The following is a 20841-nucleotide window of genomic DNA, read 5'->3' on the forward strand; positions in this document are numbered from 1 at the left end:
CTATCTCCTTCCGGAACTGGTTCCGTGTTGACCACGGGCGGTTCCGATTGACGGTTAGGGCCTCTCGTCATTGAGGGGCCTGCACTCGCAACCCTGGAAGCAAGGCTGCGGGCTGGTGGATGCCGCTGTCAGAGTCCATGGAGGACAAGCGGACGCTGTGAAAGTCAGAATCCCAACGGAGGAAGATGTTCCTCGTGCTGAGTGCTTTCTGATCGTTTATTTACCTTACCTGAGTTATTTTCAGAATTCGATAGCGATTGGCTATCAATGTCTGCTTTGTGGCTGTCGTCATTCGCTGCCCTGTGCTCGGCGGAGCCTGACTGGCCTGAAGCGCCTGAATCTGTTTCCGCGTCGTTGGCCGTCTCCGTATCTTCTTCAGGAATCATTTCCAGCACCGCCGGTGTGGTACGCACCATGGGTACAAAGTGGCTGGTGGATTCCGGCTCTGGCTCGGCAATGGCGGCCGGGCGGGTAAGTTTGAAGCCCACATAAAGAGCAATCAGGCCGTGGGCCAATGCAAAGTACAGCAGCAAGGTGGAGGCAGAGGTCCATTCCATCAGTGTGCCGGCCAACGCAGGTCCAATGGCTGCCCCCATGCCATGCAGCAGCAACAAGGCGCTGCCCGCGGGCAAAATATCGCGGTGATCAATATGATCGACCAGATGGGCAACCGACACCGGATAAATGGCAAACGCCGCGCCGCCCCACAGGGCCATGCTCAACAGCACCAGCCAGTAGGGCGTTGGCAGCATCCACGACACCAGTGCAATGCCGAACCCGACGGCGGCGGTAATGCCCAGTACCCAGCGGCGGTCGTGCTTGTCGGAGTAGCGGCCCAATGGGTACTGGAACAAGGCACCACCCACAATAGAGGCCGACATCAGCGTGGCCACCTGACCGCTTTCCAGGCCAATACGCTGGCCATATACCGGCATCAGGCCCCAGAAGGCCCCCATGGCAAGGCCCGATAAAACCCCGCCTGCAACAGCAATGGGGGCAATTTTCAGCAGCTTGCGCAGTGAAAACCGTTTGACCTCAGCCACCGACGGCTGCGCCAGCCGGGTCCAGGGAATGGGCACCAGGCTGATGCACACCAGCATGGCTGCCAACGCAAAGAGGGTGAAATTCATCGGGCTGTCGAGTTGCAACAGCTGCTGGGTCAGCGCCAGCGAGCCCAGGTTAACCGCCATGTACACGGCAAACACCTGGCCGCGTTTTTCGGCGGGGGTGACGTCGTTAAGCCAGCTTTCAATGATGGTGTACAGAATCACCAGTACGGCTCCGGTGACCACACGCAGCAGCATCCAGCTGTAAGGATTCACCAGCAATACGTGGGTCAAAACCACCGCTGCTGAAATCGCCGCGCAGAGCGCAAAGGCACGGATATGGCCAATGCGTCTGAGCATGGGAATGCCGGCATAGAAGCCGACGAAGAAACCCACAAAGTAGCCCGACATGATGTAGCCAATCAGGCTGTCACTGTAGCCTTCCATACCGCCCCGCAAGGCCAGCAGGGTGTTCAGCAGTCCGTTTCCGAACAGCAACAGCGAGACGCCCAACAGCAGCGACCCCACCGGTACAATCATGGGCAACATCTTTGGTTCTCCTCTATGCGGTGGTTTTGATAGAGCATGAAATACAGCATGAACCAGACGCTGGCTGGTTGTCGGCGATGTTTGAATGGAACGGTTCAATTGGCCGACATTGGCAACTTTGGAGTTTCTGAAAGCCGAGATGGCCCGAATGGTGTGCTATTGACGAAGCGATTAGCGAAATCCTGTCCGGTGACAATTTGAGCAGTTGGCCAATCGACTTTCATCGCTGGCGACCCTGTTTTGTCTGTTGCATGCTGAAGAATCTGACCGTGCGGTCATGGTGTGTGTGGTTGGAGGCGGGGTTGTACTCCCTTATTTGCGGCAGATTATTCCAGCGACAAAATAAACAACCGGATTTAATTCTGGGTAGGCTCCATAGACTGCTTTGACCATCGCAAATGGCGCTGAAATTCCAGCCAAAATAGTCTGAAATGTGAGCCAACAGCGAAGTTGGGGCGAATTTCAGCCGAAAAAGTGGTGCATACGGTCAGGTTAACGGTTGTCATGCCTCTGTAATGCAAAGAAAATAGCGCCCGGCAACGCGGCCATATTGATACATCGGTAAACGGGCATTTTTGCACGGTTGACTGGGCAGTACGAGTGTTCGGAATGTGTTTGTGCAGACGAACCAACGTTTGTCCGTTGACCATCCGCGAACGCCTTTATAAGAAACTACACCAAAGACGGTACCCAATGAGTAACACCCCACTGGCACTGGAATTGATCGATATCCATAAATCCTACGGCGAGCTGGAAGTGCTCAAAGGGGTCACTCTGAAAGCCAACAAAGGCGACGTGATCTCCATCCTGGGGTCCAGTGGTTCAGGTAAAAGTACCCTGTTGCGCTGCATCAACCTGCTGGAAAAACCCAGCAAGGGCGAAATTGATATTGGTGGCGAGCAACTCAAGCTGAAAGCCGGTAAAGGCAACGAGCTGGAAGCCGAAAGCCCACGCCAGCTTGAGCAACTGCGCTCCCGCCTTGGTTTTGTGTTCCAACAGTTCAACCTGTGGCCACACATGACCATCCTCGAGAACATCATGGAAGCACCGGTTCAGGTGCTGAAAGTATCCAAAAAAGACGCCAAAGAACGTGCTCTTAAGCTGTTGGCCAAAGTTGGCCTGACCGGTAAGGAAAACGCGTATCCAGCCCATTTGTCCGGTGGTCAGCAGCAGCGTGTGGCGATCGCCCGTACTCTGGCTATGGAGCCAGACGTACTGTTGTTCGACGAGCCAACGTCCGCACTCGACCCGGAACTGGTCAACGAAGTGCTGGCCGTTATGAAAGAACTGGCTGAGGAAGGCCGTACCATGCTGATTGTGACCCACGAAATGCGCTTTGCTCGTGATGTGTCCACTCAGGTGGTGTTCCTGCATCAGGGACAGATTGAGGAAATGGGACCGCCGGAACAGGTGTTCGATAACCCCAAATCCGAGCGGGTCAAAGAGTTTATGGCCAGCCACAAAGGCTGATCAGACAACCGCTAAAAGACCGATCCATCAATCGTCATACGTCACCATGGTGACATTTAAAACGACCAACGACAGACCAACGATAGAAAGACGAGGAACATCATGAAGAAACTGTTTGCTACTGCTGTGATGCTGGCAGCCTGCGCCACCGCACCGTTTGCCATGGCGGGTGACAAAGTTCGTATCGCTACCGAAGGCGCCTACGCACCGTTCAACATGATGGACAACCAGGGCAACCTGATTGGCTTCGACGTTGAAATTGCCAAAGCCCTGTGTATGGAAATGAAGGCCGACTGTGAAATCGTTGCCCAGGACTGGGACGGTATCATCCCGGGTCTGCGTGCCCGCAAGTACGACGCCATCATCGCTTCCATGTCGATCACTGACGAGCGTCTGCGTGTGGTTGATTTCTCTGAAAAATACTACGCCAACGTACTGGCTTTCGTTGGTCCTAAAGGCAAAACCCTGGGCACTGACAAGGCATCCCTGAAAGGCAAAACCATTGGTGCCCAGCGTGCCACCATCGCCGGTCAGTCCCTGGAAGACAACTTCAGCGACGTGGTAAACGTGAAGCTGTATGACACCCAGGATAACGCCTACCTGGATCTGGCCAGCGGTCGTCTGGACGGCATCATGTCCGACAAATTCCCGGCCTACGACTGGTTGCGTACCGCTGACGGTGAAGGCTTCGAGTTCAAGGGCGAAGACTTCGACATCAACGACGAAATCGCCATTGCCGTTCGTAAGGGCGACAAACTGGCAGGCAAGTTCAGCGAAGCCATCAAGGCCATCCGTGCCAACGGCAAGTACGCTGAAATCAACGCCAAATACTTCCCGTTCGACATCTACTGATCGAACACCACCGGGGCAAATCGAACGATTTGCCCCGGTTCGTTTGACCATTCTGCAAGGTAATTCTCATGGATCTACACGGCTACGGCGACCTGCTGCTGAGCGGCCTGTGGGTGACCATCAAACTGGCGTTGGTTAGCCTGTTTTTTGGCCTCATCATCGGCTTGGCTGGTGCAACTGCCAAACTGTCCTCCTCACGGGTAGCACGTGGCATTGCCACTGCCTACACCACCATCGTCCGCGGTATTCCGGAACTGCTGCTGGTACTGACCCTGTATTTCGGTGGCTCGCAGCTGCTGATGTACTTCGCCAGCATGTTCGGTTACGACGAATACATCGACGTTGGGCAGTTCGCTGCTGCCGTAGCAGCGCTGGCCATTGCCTTTGGTGCCTACAGCACCGAAGTCTTCCGCATGGCCATGCAAGATGTGCCCAAGGGCCAGTGGGAATCCGCTCAGGCCATGGGCATGACTCCACTGCAAACCTTCTTCCGGATTATTCTGCCGCAGGTATGGCGTCTGGCCATTCCGGGGTTGGGTAACCTGTTTCAGGTACTGTTGAAAGACACCGCGCTGGTGTCTGTGGTGGGCCTCAACGAACTGATGCGTCAGGCATCGGTAGGTGCAGCCACTACCAAATCGCCGTTCGATTTCTACCTTGCAGCCGCCATCCTGTACCTGCTGCTGACGGTCGGCACCACGCTGGTTACCGGCTTGCTGGAACGCATGAGCAAACCTGAACTTCGTGGAGGTCGCGTATGAGCTGGGAATGGGGTGTAATCTGGGAATACTTCCCGAAACTGCTCGACGGTGCCTGGCTGACACTGGAACTGGTGGCCATTTCCGGCATTCTGGGTCTGGTGATTGCAGTGCCAATGGCATTGATGCGTGCGTCCGACAACATGGCCATCAAGGCACTGCCGTATGCCTATATTTTCTTCTTCCGTGGCACGCCGCTGTTGGTGCAAATCTTCCTGATTTACTACGGTGCCTCGCAATTTGACGCCGTGAAATCGTCGGCGCTGTGGCCAATCCTGCGCGAACCGTACTGGTGCGCCATCATCGCCTTCTCACTGAACACCGCCGCCTATGGCGCGGAAATGATCCGTGGTGCGATTCAAGCGGTGCCGAAAGGCGAAATCGAAGCCGCTATGGCGCTGGGCATGAGCAAGTTCCAAACCATCAAACGCATTATCCTGCGTCGTGCGGCAGGCATTGTATTGCCGGGCTACAGCAACGAAGTGCTGCTGATGCTGAAAAGCTCGGCGCTGGCATCCACCATCACGTTGCTGGATCTGACAGGCATGGCCCGAACCATCATCGCCCGTACCTACACGCCGCTGGAGATGTTCTTCGCCGCCGGTATGGTCTATCTGGCTATGGCCGCGGTGCTGATTCTGTGCTTCCGCTTGTTGGAGCGCCGCTTGAACAAATACCAGTTTGCCAAGCGCCCGATCTGAATTGATCTGATCTGATTTATAGTGCCTTTGAAAACGGCGGCCTTGTTCAACGAGAGTGAAACAAGAGCCGCCGTTTTTGTTTGGGCTGTGAACAGCGCTGTGGCTGCTATATCGGGCTGCTATATGGCCATGCACTGTAGGGGCGAATGTATTCGCGAACGAATTCTTCTGGGTACGTCGACACCCGCTTATCACCACTGTCTTGCAATTCATCACGTTCCTGAAAACTCACTCAACAATGGATTGTTCCACCAACAGCGGGAAATCAATCCGGCCGGATCGGTCACAATGCTTAACGCTTTGTCAACGATATCCGGAGCCTCTATGCCTGACCTGAAACCCGACTCTCCCGTGTATTCACGTGTCCCCCGTTTTATTAGCGGTCTGGGGCTTGGCTTGGGGGTGGGAATCAGCGCACTGTGTGTACTGCCGGCCAGCGCAGAAGAGTCGACATCTACGGCAGCAGACGAGTCGATAGAGGATTCTCAGACAAACTCACAGCCAAGCGCACAGCCATCGCCATGGAACTGGGGCATTGGGGTGGTATCGTCGCGGGACGTGTACGCCGACTTCGATACCCGGGTGGTGCCGTTTCCGATGATCACCTACCACGGTGAGCGCTTTCATTTGTTTGGTCCGTTTGCCCGCTATGACCTGACCCGAATCGGCAGCGCCAACCTCGCCTTGCAGGTGAATCCGGTGTTTGCCGGTTACAACGAGTCCGACAGCCCGATCCTGCAAGACATGGACAATCGTGGTTATTCCATGGCCGGTGGTTTGTCGTTGGATCAAAGCCTCGGCAACTGGCACTGGAACATCAATGCCACCCACGATTTGCTGGGGGTATACGACGGTTACGAAGCCGCCGTTGGTGCCGAATACAAAATCAAGCTGGGCAGTCTGTTACTGGAACCGGGTGCCAAAGCCATTTTCCAAAGCAGCGACTACGTTGATTACTACTACGGCGTGAAAGGTTCGGAAGCCCGTTCCTGGCGGCCGGAATACCAGGCCGACAGCGTAGTGAACCAACAAGTCAGCCTGGCACTGGCACATCAGAAAATTGCTGGTGGCGGCCTGCGCCTGCAAATGACCCACACCCGCTACGGCAAAGCCATCACCGACAGCCCACTGACCGACCGCAAAACCGCCTTGGGTGTGAACCTGGTGTACAGCCGGTTTTTCTGACGTTGTTTTGCACCAGGGCCTTGTCGGATGGCGCAGGCTTGTCCGACCTACACGGACTGAGGTTTTATTTGGACTTTGTTGGGTAGCGCAGGCTTATCCGGCCTTCGGTGGGACTGATCAATACGCCCTCCAACGTGTGTTGGAGGGCGTGGTCAATCAGCTTAGCTGAAACGGATACAGCGCCTGGCCTTTCAGGCCCAATACCGTGATCAGGTCTTCCAGTGCGGTCATCACTTCCCGGTAGAACTTCACATCGGCCAGGTCGGCAATACTGAGCTGGTCGCGGTAGTGACGTTTTACCCAGTCTTGCAGTACATCGATTTTGGCTTCGTCCAGCAGGAAGGCCGGGTTTACCGCCGCTAGTTGTTCGTCAGTCAGTACCACGCGCAATCGCAAGCAAGCAGGGCCGCCGCCGTTGCTCATGCTCTGGCGAACGTCGACAAATTCGACGTTACGAATCGGTTGGTTGTGGTCCTGTAACGCGCGTTCAATCCACTGGCGCACTGCCGTATTTTCTTCACATTCCGACGGTGCAATCAGGCGCATCTTGCTCATGTCGCCATCGGCTGAGGCCAGTAACTGGCTGTTGAACAAGTAGGACTTGATGGCGTCTTGCAGGCTGACCTCGTCGGCGTTAACGCAGAGGGTTTGCAGCGGCAAGTAGGCTCGCAGGGTGTCGAACGCACGTTCGGCTGCCGGTGCTTCGTAAGCGTGCTGGTGGTACATCAGCAGCGGGCCATTACCGACGGCGACAACGTCGTTATGGAAAGCGCCAGCGTTGATGGCCTGAGCTGCTTGTTGCAGGTAAACAGCGGCTTGGGTGCCATGCTGGCGCGCGACGGCTTCGCTGGCGGCAAGGGTTTGTCGACCCGGGAAGGTCAGGCTGCTGAGGTCGGTCTGGTCGTCACGGCCGTATACAAAAAGGCCAACACCGGCGTCGCCGTAGCTGCTGCACAAACGAGTGTGGTTGGCGGCGCCTTCGTCACCAAAACGGCCAATCGAGGGTACGGCGCTGTGCACGGCAAAGTGATCGCTGTTGCCAAACACGGTGCTCAGTATGCGCTCGGTTTGCGGGTGTTCGATGGCACGGTGAGCGGTGGTCAGCAGGTTGGCGGGAGTGAAGTGAACTCGGCCATCGCTGCTATCAGCAGACGGTGTGACGGTAGCGGCGTTGGCGGCCCACATGCTGGAGGCGGAGTACACCATTGACAGCAGTTCCGGGGCTTGTTGGGCGGTGCTGCTGATGATGTGTTCGTCAGGACCGCGGAAACCGAGTTGGCTCAGCAGTGAAAGGTCTGGGCGCTGCTGCGGTGGCAGGAAGCCTTGGGTGTAGCCCAGCTTGATCAGTGTGCGCATTTTTTCCAGACCTTGCAGCGCCGCTTCGCGCGGGTTGGAGGTGCGCAGGGCGTTGCGGCTGGAGGCGAGGTTGCCGGAGGCCAGGCCGCCGTAGTGGTGGGTTGGGCCGATGAGACCGTCGAAGTTGACTTCGCGGGCGTTGGTAGTGGTCATGTGTTTATCCATTTTTCAGGAGGGCATGCCTCTTGGGGATAACTTCTTTTCCCTGAGGCGCTGCGCGGTCAAGCCAAATAGTTTTATGAGTCCGATGTCTCTTTGGGGAGTTCCTCCCCACGCCGACGGGCAAACCCCACCTTCGCGCTTCCGGTTCGCTGTTCAGCAATGGCTGCAAATTCACAACGGTAACGCCCACATTCGGCATCCCTGCCTCAAGTGGGCTAAGTGGCCATCCATGGCCACATTACCTGTTCATTTGGACCATGGCTGGCTTACCTCGAGGCGCATGGTTGGAGCCGCAATTTCGGGGTTTAGGTCATGGGGCCTCGGTATCCTCGAGGCTGCGTTGCTGTTTATTCGCTTTTCAGCCCCGGCAGCGGTGCTGGTTGGTAGTCATTGGTGCTACCAGCAGCGCTGATGGCTTGTGGCCAGGCGCAGTAGTCGGCGGCATACCAGGCGCCGGGGCGGTGGTTGCCGCTGGCACCAATACCGCCGAACGGTACTTTGCTGGAGGCTCCGGCCGTTGGCTGGTTGATGCTGATGACGCCAGCACGAATGCCTTGTTTGAAGTCGCGTTGGTGGTCGCTGTTGTTGCTGACCAGTCCGGCGGCGAGGCCGAATCTGGTACGGTTGGCAATCTCTAACGCTTGTTCAAAGTTCGATGCCCGAATCACTTGCAGCAGTGGTCCGAACCATTCGTCGTCGGGGATGTTGTTCTTTCCGTTCACCACGTCTGTTACATCCACCAGTCCTGGGGTCAGCACATAGCCTTGCTCACCATGAGGCCTGGATTGCAGCAGTGGTTTGCCGCCCAGTTCAATCAACAGTTGCTGGCCTTTCAGCAAATCATCGCGGGCTTTGGCGCTGATCACCGGGCCATAAAAGCTGCTTTCTGATTGGCTGAGGTCAAGCTGTTGGCAGCGTTGGTTCAGTTCATTTAGCAGGGCTGTGGTTGAGTTGTTCTCTACCAGAATCAAGCGACGGGCACAGGTGCAGCGTTGTCCGGCACTGATAAAAGCACTGCGGATAATCAGGTCAGCGGCTTTGCCGATGTCGTTGCTGTTGAGGCTGTCGTCGACAATGAGCGGGTTATTGCCGCCCATTTCCAGCGCCAGAATTACTTCCGGGCGGCCACCAAATTGCTGGTGTAGTAGCTTGCCGGTGGTGGAGGAGCCGGTGAACAGCAGTCCGTCGATGTCCTGGGCGCACAGTGCCTTGCCGACTTCGACTTCGCCTTGCACCAGATTCAGTACGCCGTCGGGCAGGCCTGCGCTTTGCCAAAGCTGCACGGTGCGTTCGGCCACCCATGGGGTCAGTTCGCTGGGTTTGAATACCACGGTATTGCCCGCCAGCAAGGCTGGAACTATATGACCGTTGGGCAGGTGGCCCGGGAAGTTGTAAGGACCGAATACGGCCATCACGCCGTGAGCATGGTGTTCCAGGCTGGCGCTGGAGCCGGTGCGTTGCAGGGCGGCGTCGATGGATATTTCGACCTTGTTGATCATCGCCTGCACTTCGGTCAGGGCTTCCCACTGCGGCTTGCCGGTTTCCTGATGAATAACGGTGGCCAGTTCGGTTTTGTGTTCGGCCAGCAGTTCGGCGAACTTGCGCACCACGGCACGACGCTGGTCGGCACTGTTGCGTGACCAGCTTTTGAAGGCGGTACGGGCGGCGCCGACGGCCAGGGCAACCTGTGCCTGGCTGGCCTGTTGTTTTTGCCAAACCGGAGCTTCGGTTTGTGGGTTCAGGGAGGTCAGGCTGGGGCCTTCACCCTGTTGCCACTGGTTGTTGATCATGATGGCTTTCATGGCAGTGGTTTCCTCACACTGGTGACTTGATGACGTTGCTGGTCAGTCGGGCTGGCACCCAGGCCACACGGTCGCCAGAACGCATTTGCAGGGCATCCAGCGCGGGGCCCGTCAGTTCCAGACCGTGGGCGGTGGTGGCGGAGCCGCTTTCGTTGGCTTCGGTGCAGATCACCCGGAAGTTGTTCCAGTGCGGATTGGCGGCAATCACCTGGGTCGACGGGGCTGGATCATTCAACGACTCTGCTGCCAGAGCCTTGTGCTCACGGATGGCTTTGACGGTTTCGATGTGGTTGAGGTCGGCGCGCAACAGCGGGCCGGCATCGAAGATGTCGACCACTTTTTCGTAGCGGAAGCCTTCTTCTTCCAACAGTCGGGTAGCGCGGCGTCCGGCGTCGGCTGGGCGGCCGATCACGGCGCGGGCATCTTCCGGCAGCAGGTTGGTGTAAATGGGGTATTTCGGCATCAGTTCGGTGATGAACTGGTTGGAACCAACGCCGCAGAGGGTATCGGCTTCGTCGAATTCCATTTCAAAAAAGTGCATGCCAATGGCGTTCCAGAACGGGCTGTTGCCGTCCTCGTCGGTCCAGCCGCGCATCTCGGCAATCACGGATTCGGCAAAGCGATCCGGAAACAGTCCCATCAATAAATAGCGCGAGCGTGCCAGCCAGTGGCCGTTGCCGCGATAGGCCGGGTCGAGGAACAGTGACCCCACTTCGGAGCAATCGGTGTAATCGTTGGTGAGGTGCAGCATGTCGCTACGCACCTGACGATTGAGCGAATGCGAAAAGTGCGTGGTGGTCATCATGCGGTAGGCGTAAAACGCCTGCCGTGCGCCGGTCATGGCATAGACACCGGCACAGCCGACGACTTTCTGTTTGGCAGTGTCTTCCATCGCTAGAAAGAAGAAGTCGTCGTGGTGACGCTGGCTGCGTTCAAAGCTTTCGCAGGAGCGGTTGATGCGTGCCAGTAGGGCTTCCGGGTCTTCCGGCAAGGAGGTCATGCCCTGACCGGCGGCTTTGGCCAATGCCATCAGGTCATCGAGATCGCCGGGTTGCATAGGGCGAATGATCAACATGGCAGTTGGCCCTCTTTCAGATGTTGATGAAGTGTTTGAATCAGCACAATCGACAGAGCAGTTCGTTCAGTAAAGCTGTCGAGGCAGGCAAATTCCTGGTCGGTATGAATGTTGGCACCGCGTACGCCAAGGGTATCGATGTTGATCAAACCAGCCGCTGCCAGATTATTGCCCTCACAGCAGCCACCGGTGGCGCGCCATTGAATGTCCAGTCCCAGTTGGGTGCCGCACTGCTTCAGCAGGTTGAACAGCGCCAGCTGGCGTTCGGTCATTGGCTTTGGCGGTCGGTTGAAGTGGCCGTGCAGCTGCAATTCCACGCCGGTATCTGCGCTTGCTTGCTGTAAAATTTGCTCGGCCTGATCGAGCAGATACTGCTGCTGTTCGGGTTCTTTCACCCGTACATTAAAGCGGCATACACAGGTGTCGGGGACGATATTCACCGCACCGCCACCGAGAATCTGGCCAATGTTGACGCTCAGGCCCGCGGCTTCGTCGCTCAGTTGCGCCAGCTCGTGGGCAACCCGGGCGATGGCGGCGACGGCATTGCGGCCTTCAAAAAACGCGCGTCCGGCGTGGGTGCTTTTGCCTTTGGCTGTGATCGAGAAGTTACCACTGCCTTTGCGAGCCCCGGCCAGGGTGCCGTCTTCCAGCGCCGGTTCGTAGGTCATGCCAATGGCGAACTGGCTGTTGTCGAGCGTGTGTTTGGCCAGCTGCGCCAGCACCGGGCCGGAGCAGGGTGAGCCGATTTCTTCATCCGGAGAAATCGCTACGGTAAAGCCAACCTCGTCTTTCAGTTCAGAGTGGTTAAGCCAGCTCAGCACTTCGGAGACCAGTACCAGCCCGCCTTTCATATCGGCGGTGCCGGGGCCGCGCAGCAGGTTGCCGTCAGTCCAGCACTGCTGGAAATTGCAGTCTTTGGGAAACACGGTGTCGCTGTGGCCGGTGAACAGCAACTGCAAAGGTGCTTGCGGTCGGCTTTGGAATACTTGCATAGGAGCCAATGGCAACTGGCTGACTTCGGCGTTATCGGTGACGCGCTCCAGCGGGCCCAGCTCAATCTCGCGGTAGTCGTCCGCCAGCGGAGCGAACAGCGCCTTGAAGTGGGCCTGTACCTGCCGAATACCGGTCAGGTTGTAGCTGCCGGAGTTGATGTCGCACAGTTCAATGGTCTGCTGAACCATCTGTTCGGCGCGGGCTTCCAGTTGGCTCATCAGGCTTGTATGGGCGGCTGAGCGTGCTGGTGATGTAAGGGATGTTGACGGTTGCTTCATGGCTTCGATGACACGTGTTCCCGATTCAGTTGATCTCAGTTTGGTTCAGTGCCGAACGAATGTGATGCGTAGTTGTGGCTTAAAAGCCGAATAAAGTTCTGAAAGGTTTTTGGTGGTTCTGAAATGCCTTTAAAGCCCTTATTTATGGGGTTTGATGCGGTTTTTGAAGTTTTGTGAACGAACAAAATATCAGGGTTTTGCAAAACAACCGGATTAAATTTTTTCGGTTATTCATACACTGAAAGGACACAAAGACCGAGATGTCCGGCGCTGGAATCGCCGGGCAGGAGGAGAGTATCCGTATGAGCAACCATTCCCCATCAGGCCAAACCGAAACGGCCGCTGCAACTGCGTCCCCAGCCGCCAAGAGCATTGAGGCTGGCGCTTTTGATACCGCTGCGCTGGCGGCACAGGACCACGATGTGATGCTGCACCCGGCGTCGTCCATTACGGCACTTGAGGCCAATGGCCCCAGCATGATGGTGGGTGGCAAGGGCTCTACGGTGTTTGAAGCACGGCTGGAAGCCGGAGCCGGAGGCGAAACCACGGCGCTGCTGGATGCGGTGGGTGGTTTGTGGTGTGTGAATGCCGGTTATGGCCGCGAGGAACTCACCGAGGCGATGAAGCAAGCGGCCGATCAGCTGGCTTATTACCACACCTTCAGCAACGCCTCGAACCCATGGCAGGTGGCGCTGGCGGACAAACTGCTGTCGATTGCGCCGCCTTCCTTGCGGGACGGCCGGGTGTTCTTCGGTTCTGGCGGCAGTGACGCCAACGACACCCTGATTAAAATCGCCTGGCATTACCATGCGCTGCGCGGCAAGCCGAACAAAATCAAGGTGATTGCTCGCGAGCAGGCCTACCACGGCACGTCCATCAGCACCGCCAGTTTGACCGGATTGGGTGGTTTTCATAAAGGTTACCCTCTGCCGCAGGATTTTGTTTTGCGTACAGAGTGCCCTCACTATTACACTCGTGCCCTGCCTGATGAGTCCGAAGCAGAATTTTGCCAGCGCCTGATCAAGGCCGTTGAAAGCCTGATTGACGAGCACGGTGCCGATAACATCGCCGCTTTCTTTGCCGAACCGATTCATGCTGCCGGTGGTATTATTGAGCCACCAGCCGGATATTATCCGGCTTTGAAAGCCTTGCTGAGCCAGAACGACATCCTGTTGGTGGCAGACGAGGTGGTGTGCGGTTATGGCCGTTTGGGCAGCTGGTTTGGTTCCACCCAGTTGGGGTTCGAGCCAGACATGATGAGCTCCGCCAAAGGCCTGACCAGTGGCTACTTCCCAATGTCTGCCGCGTTTGTATCGAATGCGGTATGGCAGGTGTTGAAGCAGGGTTCCGACGTTTATGGCGCGTTCTCTCACGGCTACACCTATTCCGGTCATCCGGTGGGGGCTGCGGTGGCACTGGCCAACTTGCAGTTGATTGAGCGCGAAGGGCTGGTAGAGCAAGCGGCGGAACACGGTGCTTACTTGCACCAACAGCTGCGTGAGCGCGTTCTGACGCTGGCTAACGTTGGCGAAATTCGTGGTCGCGGCTTGTTGGCCGGGGTGCAGCTGGTGGCCGATAAAACCAGCAAAACCCTGCCGAACCCGGCCGATAAATGGCCACTGAAAGTGAGTCAGGTGGTACGTAAGCAGGGTGTTATTGTGCGTCCGCTGCCAAGCGTGGGCGCGTTGGCGATTTCGCCGCCGTTGGTGATCACCAAGGCCGAAATTGACCAGCTGGTGGATGCGCTGGTCGCTGCCATTCAGCAGGTTCTTGAATAACATTTAACCAAAGCGAGGTTGCCGGTGAGACGGGCAAGTGAACTGGACAGACTGGATTTACGCATGCTGCAAGCCTTGCAGGATGACGGACGTATTACCAACAAGGAGTTGGCTGCCAAGGTCAACCTGTCGCCCAGTGCCTGTCACCAGCGACTGCAAAAGCTGATTCAGGACGGCTGGATTGACGGCTTTATTGGCATGATCAATATCGACCGTTTGTGCCAGCCGGTGCAGTGCATTGCTACCATTTCATTAGGCAGCCATGCGCCAGACACTTTCCGCTTTCTGGAACAGCGCATCGAAGCAATTCCGGAAGTGATGGAAGCCTGGACGGTGAGCGGCGGCTGTGACTTTATTGTGCGGTTTATTTGTTCGCACATGACGCGTTACATGGAGCTGAGTAACTCGCTGATCCAGATGTGTCCGGAAATCAGCAACATCAATACCCATGTGATTCTGAAAGAAAGCAAGAAATTCAAAGGCTATCCGGTGGATGAGTTGATGAATCCCCGAGGGCTTTGAGCGGTTTTCAGGCTTTCAAACACCAGAAAAGACAAAAGCCGAAGCATAAGCTTCGGCTTTTTTGGTTAAGCAATCACCCTTTCAGTCTCTCAGCCAATCAGTGCGCCAACCTGTTAAACACCACGCGGGCCGGTTGCCGTTGCATCAGAATTTCCCCTTGTCGAACCGACAGCAGTACCTCGCCCTGATTACGCAGCACACTGTAGTCATCCTCGCCTTCCAGCAAAATAAAACTCGCTGGCTTGCCGGTTTCAATGCCGTAGCCATCGGTAATGTTGAGGGTTCTGGCGCCGTTGTCGGTGATTAAATCAAGGGCACTCTGAAAATCCTTGTAGCCCATCATCTGGCAGATGTGCAGGCCAAAATCGAGGCTGCGCAACAGTTTGCCGTTGCCCAGCGAATACCAGGGATCGAAGATTGAATCTTCGGCAAAGCAAACGTTAATACCGGCTTCGTTGAGTTCTTTAACGCGTGTTAGTCCTCGGCGTTTGGGGTAGCTGTCGAAGCGGCCCTGCAAATGAATGCTTTCGGTGGGGCAGCTGACAAAGTTGATGCCCGACTGCTTCAGCAAGCGGAACAGCTTGGAGCAGTAGGCGTTGTCGTAGGAATGCATGGCGGTGGTATGGCTGGCCGTTACCCGTGGCCCCAGTTCCTTGAACAGGGCTTCGCAGGCCAATACTTCCAGAAAGCGCGAGTTGGGGTCGTCAATTTCATCGCAATGCACATCCACCAGGCGGTCGTAGCGCAGCGCCAGCTCAATTACGGTTTTCATCGACTGCTCACCCAGCTCGCGGGTGTATTCAAAGTGGGGAATACCGCCGACCACGTCAGCGCCGTATTCGAGCGCCTGTTCCATCAGCTGCAAGCCATTGGGAAACGACAACAGGCCGTCCTGCGGAAATGCCACCACCTGAATATCGATGCGGTCTTTTAGTTCATCACGCAGGTCACACAGGGTTTTCAGGCCGACCAGCGTTGGGTCGGAGGTGTCGGCGTGGGTACGAATGTGCTGGACGCCGTTGGCAACCAATAGCTCGACGGTTTTCAGTACCCGCTGACGAATATCCTGTTCGTTCAGCATCGGCTTGCGCTCGCTCCAGCGTTCAATGCCCTCGAACAGCGTACCGCTCTGGTTCCAGTTCGGCTCCCCTGCGGTTAGCGCGGCATCCAGATGGATGTGAGGCTCTACAAAGGGCGCACACAGCAGCTTGCCGTCGGCGTTAATCATGTCGTCGATCAGGTCGTCGGCCGGGTTGTGTACGGAAGCACTGTCGATATAGCCCTGCTGAGCACGGATGGCGCTGAACAGCCCGTCTTCAACTTCCAGTGTGTACAGGTCCGGCTGTTTGCGAAGGCGCGCATTGATGATCTTCATGGTGTTGGGGTTCCGGTCGAATGAGGTGTCTGGTGATCGATGCTGTGGTGCTGAAACAATATTTGTTCGATCAGCAGGGCGTTTTGCAGGTTCAGCCGTGTGAACGGGTCCTTGAGGCTGAGCCCGGTGTCGGCTTCGATGCGTTTCAGGCGGTACACCAGGGTGTTGCGATGAATGCCCAATGCCTCGGCTGCCTGCTGCTGGTTGCCAAACAGGTTGAGGTACTGGGTCAAGGTTTCTTTTAATTGCAGTGATTGCTGGTCGCGGCAAAAGCACAGGGCACCGAGCTGTTGCTGGCAGAACTCGCTCAGCATCTGGCGCTGGGGAATGGCGGCAAACAATCGGGCGATGCCAAGCTGGTCGTAGAAAAACAGCCGTTGATGCTGGTGTTGCAGGGCGAATTGCACCGACTGGCGGGCTTGTTCGACCGCCACCGACAACTGCCCCAGTGCGTCTTGTAGATCACTGACACCGGCATACAGCGAGATATTGGAGTGCTGTTGCAGGCGCAAAAACGCGTCGCTGATTTCTTCGTAAAGGGTGGCACTGCGGTGGTCATCACTGGGCCAGAGCGTCAGCAGATCCTGTTCATGCACCAGCACCGGCCAGTCGATATGACGGCGCTTTATCAGGTCGGTCAGTTGCTGCTCCAGATGATGGCGTTGTTGCAGCAGCAAGGCTTGCTCATCCGGGTGATTGCTTGCTGGCATCACCATACGCACTGCTAGCACGGCGTAGGGACGTTGGTCACTCAGACCAAGCTGCCGGGCGCGCAAGTGAATCAGCTCGGGGGTTTCTGCAAAGCCGTTGATCAGCTTGCTGAGAAACAGCTTCACCGACTGGCCCATCAGGTTGTCTTGCACAATGGCGTTGCTGATGGTTTCGGTCACCAGCACCATTTTCAGTTCGTAGGGCTGCTCAAACAGCGGAAACTGCAACCGGTTGGCCAGCTCCAGCACGCTGGTGGGAATTTCCCGGATGTATTGCTCGCCGGTAAGTACCACGATACCAGCAATGTGCTGCTGGTGGCCTTCTTCTACCAGTCGGCACAAATCGTCTTCGTTGCGGGGCAAATTGATCCCGGTAACAAACACCAGTTCGCCACCGCTGACCCATGGCGTAATGCTTTCGTTTTCAGCAATGTAGGGCCAGCGCACAATGCGGTTGGCCCCCTGAAACCCGGCTCTCAGGCGAATAGTGCCAAGGCCGGGCAGGTGTGGAATATCGGCACAGCTGATGCTCATTAACCCTCCGCAACGTCCGCTTCAATGCTGTTCTGCGGCAGCTTCAGCAGCGCGCCGTAGCAAAGCGCTGCCACCACCACGCCAATGACTGGCGGCAGTACCGGAGAGAAATAGGCAGCGGCAGAGCCAGTGGCGTAGGAGGCCAGGCCAAACCAGTTGAAGTCGGGCAGTTGGGCGTTGGCCAATGTCGGGTAGCTGCCCTTATGACGCAGCCAGAAATCGGCCATGATCACGCCGCCAATGGGTGGAATAAAGGTGCCCAGCATCACCAGAAACGGAATCAGCAAGTTGTACATGCCGCCAATTGCCAGCACCGTGCCAATGGCGGCACCGGCGATGGTGACCAGCTTGCGCTTTTCGGTGCGCAGCAGGTTACAACCGGCTACGGCGAAGTTGTAAATGGTGTTGTCCTGGGTGGTCCAGATGTTCAGAAACAGCATCAGCACAGCCAGAACCACAAAGCCCTGGGCGATCATCACATCGACAATATCGGCCTGCTGATAAATCAGCGTGCCCATGGCACCGGTCAGTACCATCAGGCCGTTGCCAATGAAAAAGGCCGCCATGGTGGCAATCACTGCAATCCGTGGGGTTTTGGCAAACCGGCTCCAGTTGGTTGCCTGGGTGCCGCCGCTGACGAAGGTGCCGATAACCACGGTAATGGCCGCCGCAAAACTCATGCTGTCGGTCGGGGTTTGCGAGGTTAAACCAGCGAAGCCGCCAACATCGATCAGACCGGCGTAGAGGCTGACCAGAATAAACACCATCATGGCCGGTACAGCAAAACGCGAGAGCCAGTCGAGGCCCTTGTAACCAATCATGGCGGTGAGGCAGAAACCAAACCCGAACAGCACCATCAGCGGGATTTCCAGAGCCGACGGTAGTCCGGTGGTCTTAACCAGCACAATGGCAATGGTAGCTGTGCCCCAGGCGTACCAGCCTATTTGGGTAAAACCGAGAACAAAGTCCGACAGCTTGCTGCCTTTCTCGCCGAAGCAAAAACGTCCCATCAGCACCGAGTTCAGACCGCTTTTGCAGGCAATGTAAGCCAGTGCCGAGGCGTAGCTGCCAAGTAGCAGGTTGCCTACCAGAATTACCAACAGCAGTTCGCTGAAAGAGAAGGCGCTGCCCAGTGTGCCACCGGCCCACATGGTGGCGGTGAAGAAGGTAAAGCCCAACAGCACGGCGGCGCTGGAAAGCAGCCCCCGGCGATCCGTTTTGGGCACTTCGCTGAGCGGGTAATCGGACGTGTTCATAGTGGGCTCCATAGATTCCATGATCGTTTTGGCTGGGAAACCCCTACAGAGCAAGGCCTGTACCAGATTCAGAGTCAGACGATCAGGCTGCTGACAGATGTGAGAACTGCCAGACAGTTAGTCGTTATTTTGTGCATAGTGCACAAGACACATGGCGGACACCTGTCGACCTTGGGCGAATATGGGGAGAATATGGGGCAGGTGTGTGGACCAAGGTGAGGGGAATGCGAACACAGGATGCACCATGGTGGTACGAATGGGCGTTCCAAATGCAGCAAGCAGGTGCTGTGACGGCAACTGCTGCTGCAACTATTAGGCTTAACCCGCCTGAACCGTCATGGATGTTGCTTTTTCATCATTAGCACTGGGGTGAGCACAGGGTTGTGCACCTTGGGCCAGGGAGCTGGTGGTGGCGACTGACTCGGGTTCAGACTCAGGGTCTGATTCTGCTACGTCTTTACGGGGTGCTTCTTCACGGCCGAGCTCTTCAGAAGCCGGGTCTGACTTTTCACTCGCGCTTGTAGCCTTCAGGGGACATCTATTTAATCCGGTGCTCACTCTGGGCTGCCGGATGGTTTCGAATCACGAAGCCGACTTGTAGGCCTGACGGGTCAAGTCAAAAGTCGGCGACACAGAGTCGAGATCATCTGGCAGCCCCCGCAGGGCGCGGGTTGCCGCCGCCCAGTGCTGTGTTGACGAACTTGAAAAGATTCGACCGGACAGGTTCGTCATTTCGCTGCATTCGTCGCCTTGCACTGAACAACGGCAACACTCGCGCAGAGCCGTGCAGGATTAAATAGATGTCCCCTTCATATCATCACTGACCGGCAGCGACTCATCCGGGTGCATTTCCAGCACCGCAGGTGAGGTACGCAGCATCGGCACAAACGCCGCCGGAGATTCCGGCTCGACCGCAGCAATCGGGTTACGTAAGCGGTAGAAGGCATAAGCCGCAAAGCTGCTGTGAGCAACGGCGAACAGCAGCATCAATGCCGAGGCATTAAATGCCTGCATGATTTCACCACTCAGCGCTGGGCCAATGGCTGCACCAACCCCGTACACCAGCAAAATGGCGCTACCGGCGGGCAGAATGTCATCGCTGTCGACGTTATCCACCAGATGCGCCACCGCCAGAGGATAAAGTGAAAACGCCACGCCGCCCCAGATGGCAACATTGCCCAGTACCAGCCAATACGGCAGCGGAAGTAGCCAGGTCAGCAAGGTAATGACAGCCCCCAGCGCAGAGATACTGGCCAGAATCAAACGGCGGTCACGACTGTCCGACAAGCGCCCAATAGGGTACTGAAACAGCAAGCCACCAATAATGGCTGCCGACATCAGACTGGCAACCTGATGGCTGTCGAAGCCGTTTTGCTGGCCATAGGCGGGCATCAGGCCCCAGAAACTGCCCATCACCAGACCCGACAACATGCCACCCATCGCCGCGACCGGCGCAATACGCATAAGCTTGCGAGAAGAATAGCGGCGCAGGCTGGACTGTAATTTAGGCTGTGGTAAACGGGTCCAGGTAACCGGCATCAGACTCAGGCAGATCAGCATGGCGGCGATGGCAAACAGGGTGAAGTTTTGTGGGCTATCCAGCACCAACAACTGCTGGGCTGCTGCCAGTGCCACCAGGGTAACCCCAATGTAGACGGCAAACACCTGGCCGCGTTTGGCAGCGGGGGTTTGGTCGTTCAGCCAGCTTTCGATGGTGGTGTACAAAATCACAATGGCCGCGCCATTTAGAATGCGCAGCACAATCCACACGTACGGGTTCACCCACAACACGTGCAACAACACGGTAATGGCTGCCACCGCCGAACAAAAAGCAAAGGTGCGAATGTGGCCGATGCGTCGTAACAGCGCCAACCCCAAAAACGAGCCAATAAAGTAGCCAAGGAAATAGCCGGAAGTGATGTAGCCAATCAGGCTGTTGTTGTAGCCCTCGAGGCCCCCTCGCAATGACAGCAGGGTATTCAGCAAACCGCTGCCAAACAGCAGCAGGGCAACACCAACCAGCAAGGATGAAATGGGCATTACCAGAGGAAGCATGGCAAGCCCTCCGGTTTGAATGAGTGATCAGCAGACGAGTGAGTGACCGCAGGCAACTGTGGCAAAACAGCCAGCAGACGCGCGCGCAAGCAGGGAGCGTTCATGATCTCCTTGGTTACCTGAATAGCAAAATGACAAAGACAGTGGTTACTTGTCGACGGCTGAATGACACATCAATCGGGCAGGTCTGGGCATGCTTGAAGCAAGCCAGCCGGGATTGGATGGTGATGTCTTGGGCTCAGGAACAAGCTTTTGAACACGGAATGCTCAGGAGTCGGTAAGAGCCGCTTTCTTATCATTTATGATCAGAAGCTCAAAACGGTTTTTGCACAAATACGGGGAGTTTTTGAGCAACAATGGGTTGTGGTGGTGGGACGGTTTCGG

At 56.5% G+C, this 20841-nt stretch carries 16 protein-coding genes; 7 read left to right on the forward strand and 9 right to left on the reverse strand.

What is annotated here, in order from left to right; genetic code table 11:
* Positions 1-164: 164 nt before the first annotated feature.
* Positions 165-1595 (reverse strand): MFS transporter, encoded by a 1431-nt coding sequence (locus tag ACXADJ_RS01020; RefSeq protein ID WP_475062078.1) that lies wholly within the window; start codon positions 1593-1595, stop codon positions 165-167.
* A gap of 693 nt (positions 1596-2288) precedes the next feature.
* On the opposite strand from ACXADJ_RS01020, the gene ACXADJ_RS01025 reads away from it, so the two are divergent.
* The 5 genes from ACXADJ_RS01025 (at position 2289) to ACXADJ_RS01045 (ending at position 6561) form a co-directional block, all read left to right on the forward strand.
* A complete protein-coding gene (locus ACXADJ_RS01025) occupies positions 2289-3065 on the forward strand; it encodes an ABC transporter ATP-binding protein (protein ID WP_475062082.1) in 777 nt (258 codons plus the stop codon).
* Positions 3066-3167: 102 nt separating this feature from the next.
* A complete protein-coding gene (locus ACXADJ_RS01030; RefSeq protein ID WP_475062085.1) occupies positions 3168-3917 on the forward strand; it encodes an ABC transporter substrate-binding protein in 750 nt (249 codons plus the stop codon).
* Between the two features lie 68 nt (positions 3918-3985).
* Positions 3986-4678, forward strand: a complete 693-nt coding sequence (locus ACXADJ_RS01035) for an ABC transporter permease (protein WP_475062087.1) — start codon at positions 3986-3988, stop codon at positions 4676-4678.
* A complete protein-coding gene (locus ACXADJ_RS01040) occupies positions 4675-5376 on the forward strand; it encodes an ABC transporter permease (RefSeq protein ID WP_475062089.1) in 702 nt (233 codons plus the stop codon). Before ACXADJ_RS01035 ends, ACXADJ_RS01040 begins: the two co-directional genes overlap by 4 nt.
* A gap of 324 nt (positions 5377-5700) precedes the next feature.
* The gene (locus ACXADJ_RS01045; protein ID WP_475062091.1) at positions 5701-6561 is read left to right on the forward strand and encodes a MipA/OmpV family protein; all 861 of its coding nucleotides are present in this window, start codon (positions 5701-5703) and stop codon (positions 6559-6561) included.
* 156 nt (positions 6562-6717) lie between these two features.
* On the opposite strand, the gene astB is transcribed toward ACXADJ_RS01045, so the two are convergent.
* The 4 genes from astB to ACXADJ_RS01065 all read right to left on the reverse strand — a co-directional run bounded on the left by astB (position 6718) and on the right by ACXADJ_RS01065 (position 12227).
* Positions 6718-8070 (reverse strand): N-succinylarginine dihydrolase, encoded by a 1353-nt coding sequence (gene astB, locus ACXADJ_RS01050; RefSeq protein ID WP_475062093.1) that lies wholly within the window; start codon positions 8068-8070, stop codon positions 6718-6720.
* Positions 8071-8426: 356 nt separating this feature from the next.
* A complete protein-coding gene (gene astD, locus ACXADJ_RS01055) occupies positions 8427-9881 on the reverse strand; it encodes a succinylglutamate-semialdehyde dehydrogenase (RefSeq protein ID WP_475062095.1) in 1455 nt (484 codons plus the stop codon).
* A gap of 13 nt (positions 9882-9894) precedes the next feature.
* Positions 9895-10956 (reverse strand): arginine N-succinyltransferase, encoded by a 1062-nt coding sequence (locus tag ACXADJ_RS01060; protein ID WP_475062097.1) that lies wholly within the window; start codon positions 10954-10956, stop codon positions 9895-9897.
* Complete coding sequence (locus ACXADJ_RS01065; RefSeq protein ID WP_475062099.1) at positions 10950-12227, reverse strand: hydrolase; 1278 nt, start codon at positions 12225-12227, stop codon at positions 10950-10952. Before ACXADJ_RS01065 ends, ACXADJ_RS01060 begins: the two co-directional genes overlap by 7 nt.
* 302 nt (positions 12228-12529) lie before the next feature.
* On the opposite strand from ACXADJ_RS01065, the gene ACXADJ_RS01070 reads away from it, so the two are divergent.
* Positions 12530-14005, forward strand: a complete 1476-nt coding sequence (locus ACXADJ_RS01070) for an aminotransferase family protein (protein ID WP_475062101.1) — start codon at positions 12530-12532, stop codon at positions 14003-14005.
* Positions 14006-14029: 24 nt separating this feature from the next.
* Positions 14030-14527 (forward strand): Lrp/AsnC family transcriptional regulator, encoded by a 498-nt coding sequence (locus ACXADJ_RS01075; protein ID WP_281168052.1) that lies wholly within the window; start codon positions 14030-14032, stop codon positions 14525-14527.
* 97 nt (positions 14528-14624) lie between these two features.
* Here the strand turns inward: ACXADJ_RS01075 and codA are convergent, their stop codons facing one another.
* The 4 genes from codA to ACXADJ_RS01095 all read right to left on the reverse strand — a co-directional run bounded on the left by codA (position 14625) and on the right by ACXADJ_RS01095 (position 20457).
* The gene (codA, locus tag ACXADJ_RS01080) at positions 14625-15902 is read right to left on the reverse strand and encodes a cytosine deaminase (protein ID WP_475062106.1); all 1278 of its coding nucleotides are present in this window, start codon (positions 15900-15902) and stop codon (positions 14625-14627) included.
* Positions 15899-17146, reverse strand: a complete 1248-nt coding sequence (locus ACXADJ_RS01085; protein WP_475062108.1) for a PucR family transcriptional regulator — start codon at positions 17144-17146, stop codon at positions 15899-15901. Before ACXADJ_RS01085 ends, codA begins: the two co-directional genes overlap by 4 nt.
* Entirely contained in the window at positions 17146-18402 is a 1257-nt protein-coding gene (codB, locus tag ACXADJ_RS01090) for a cytosine permease (protein WP_475062110.1), read from the reverse strand. Before codB ends, ACXADJ_RS01085 begins: the two co-directional genes overlap by 1 nt.
* Positions 18403-19194: 792 nt before the next feature.
* Entirely contained in the window at positions 19195-20457 is a 1263-nt protein-coding gene (locus ACXADJ_RS01095; protein ID WP_475062112.1) for an MFS transporter, read from the reverse strand.
* Positions 20458-20841: the final 384 nt, after the last annotated feature.

The organism is Oceanobacter sp. ABM4_470 (assembly GCF_056158645.1).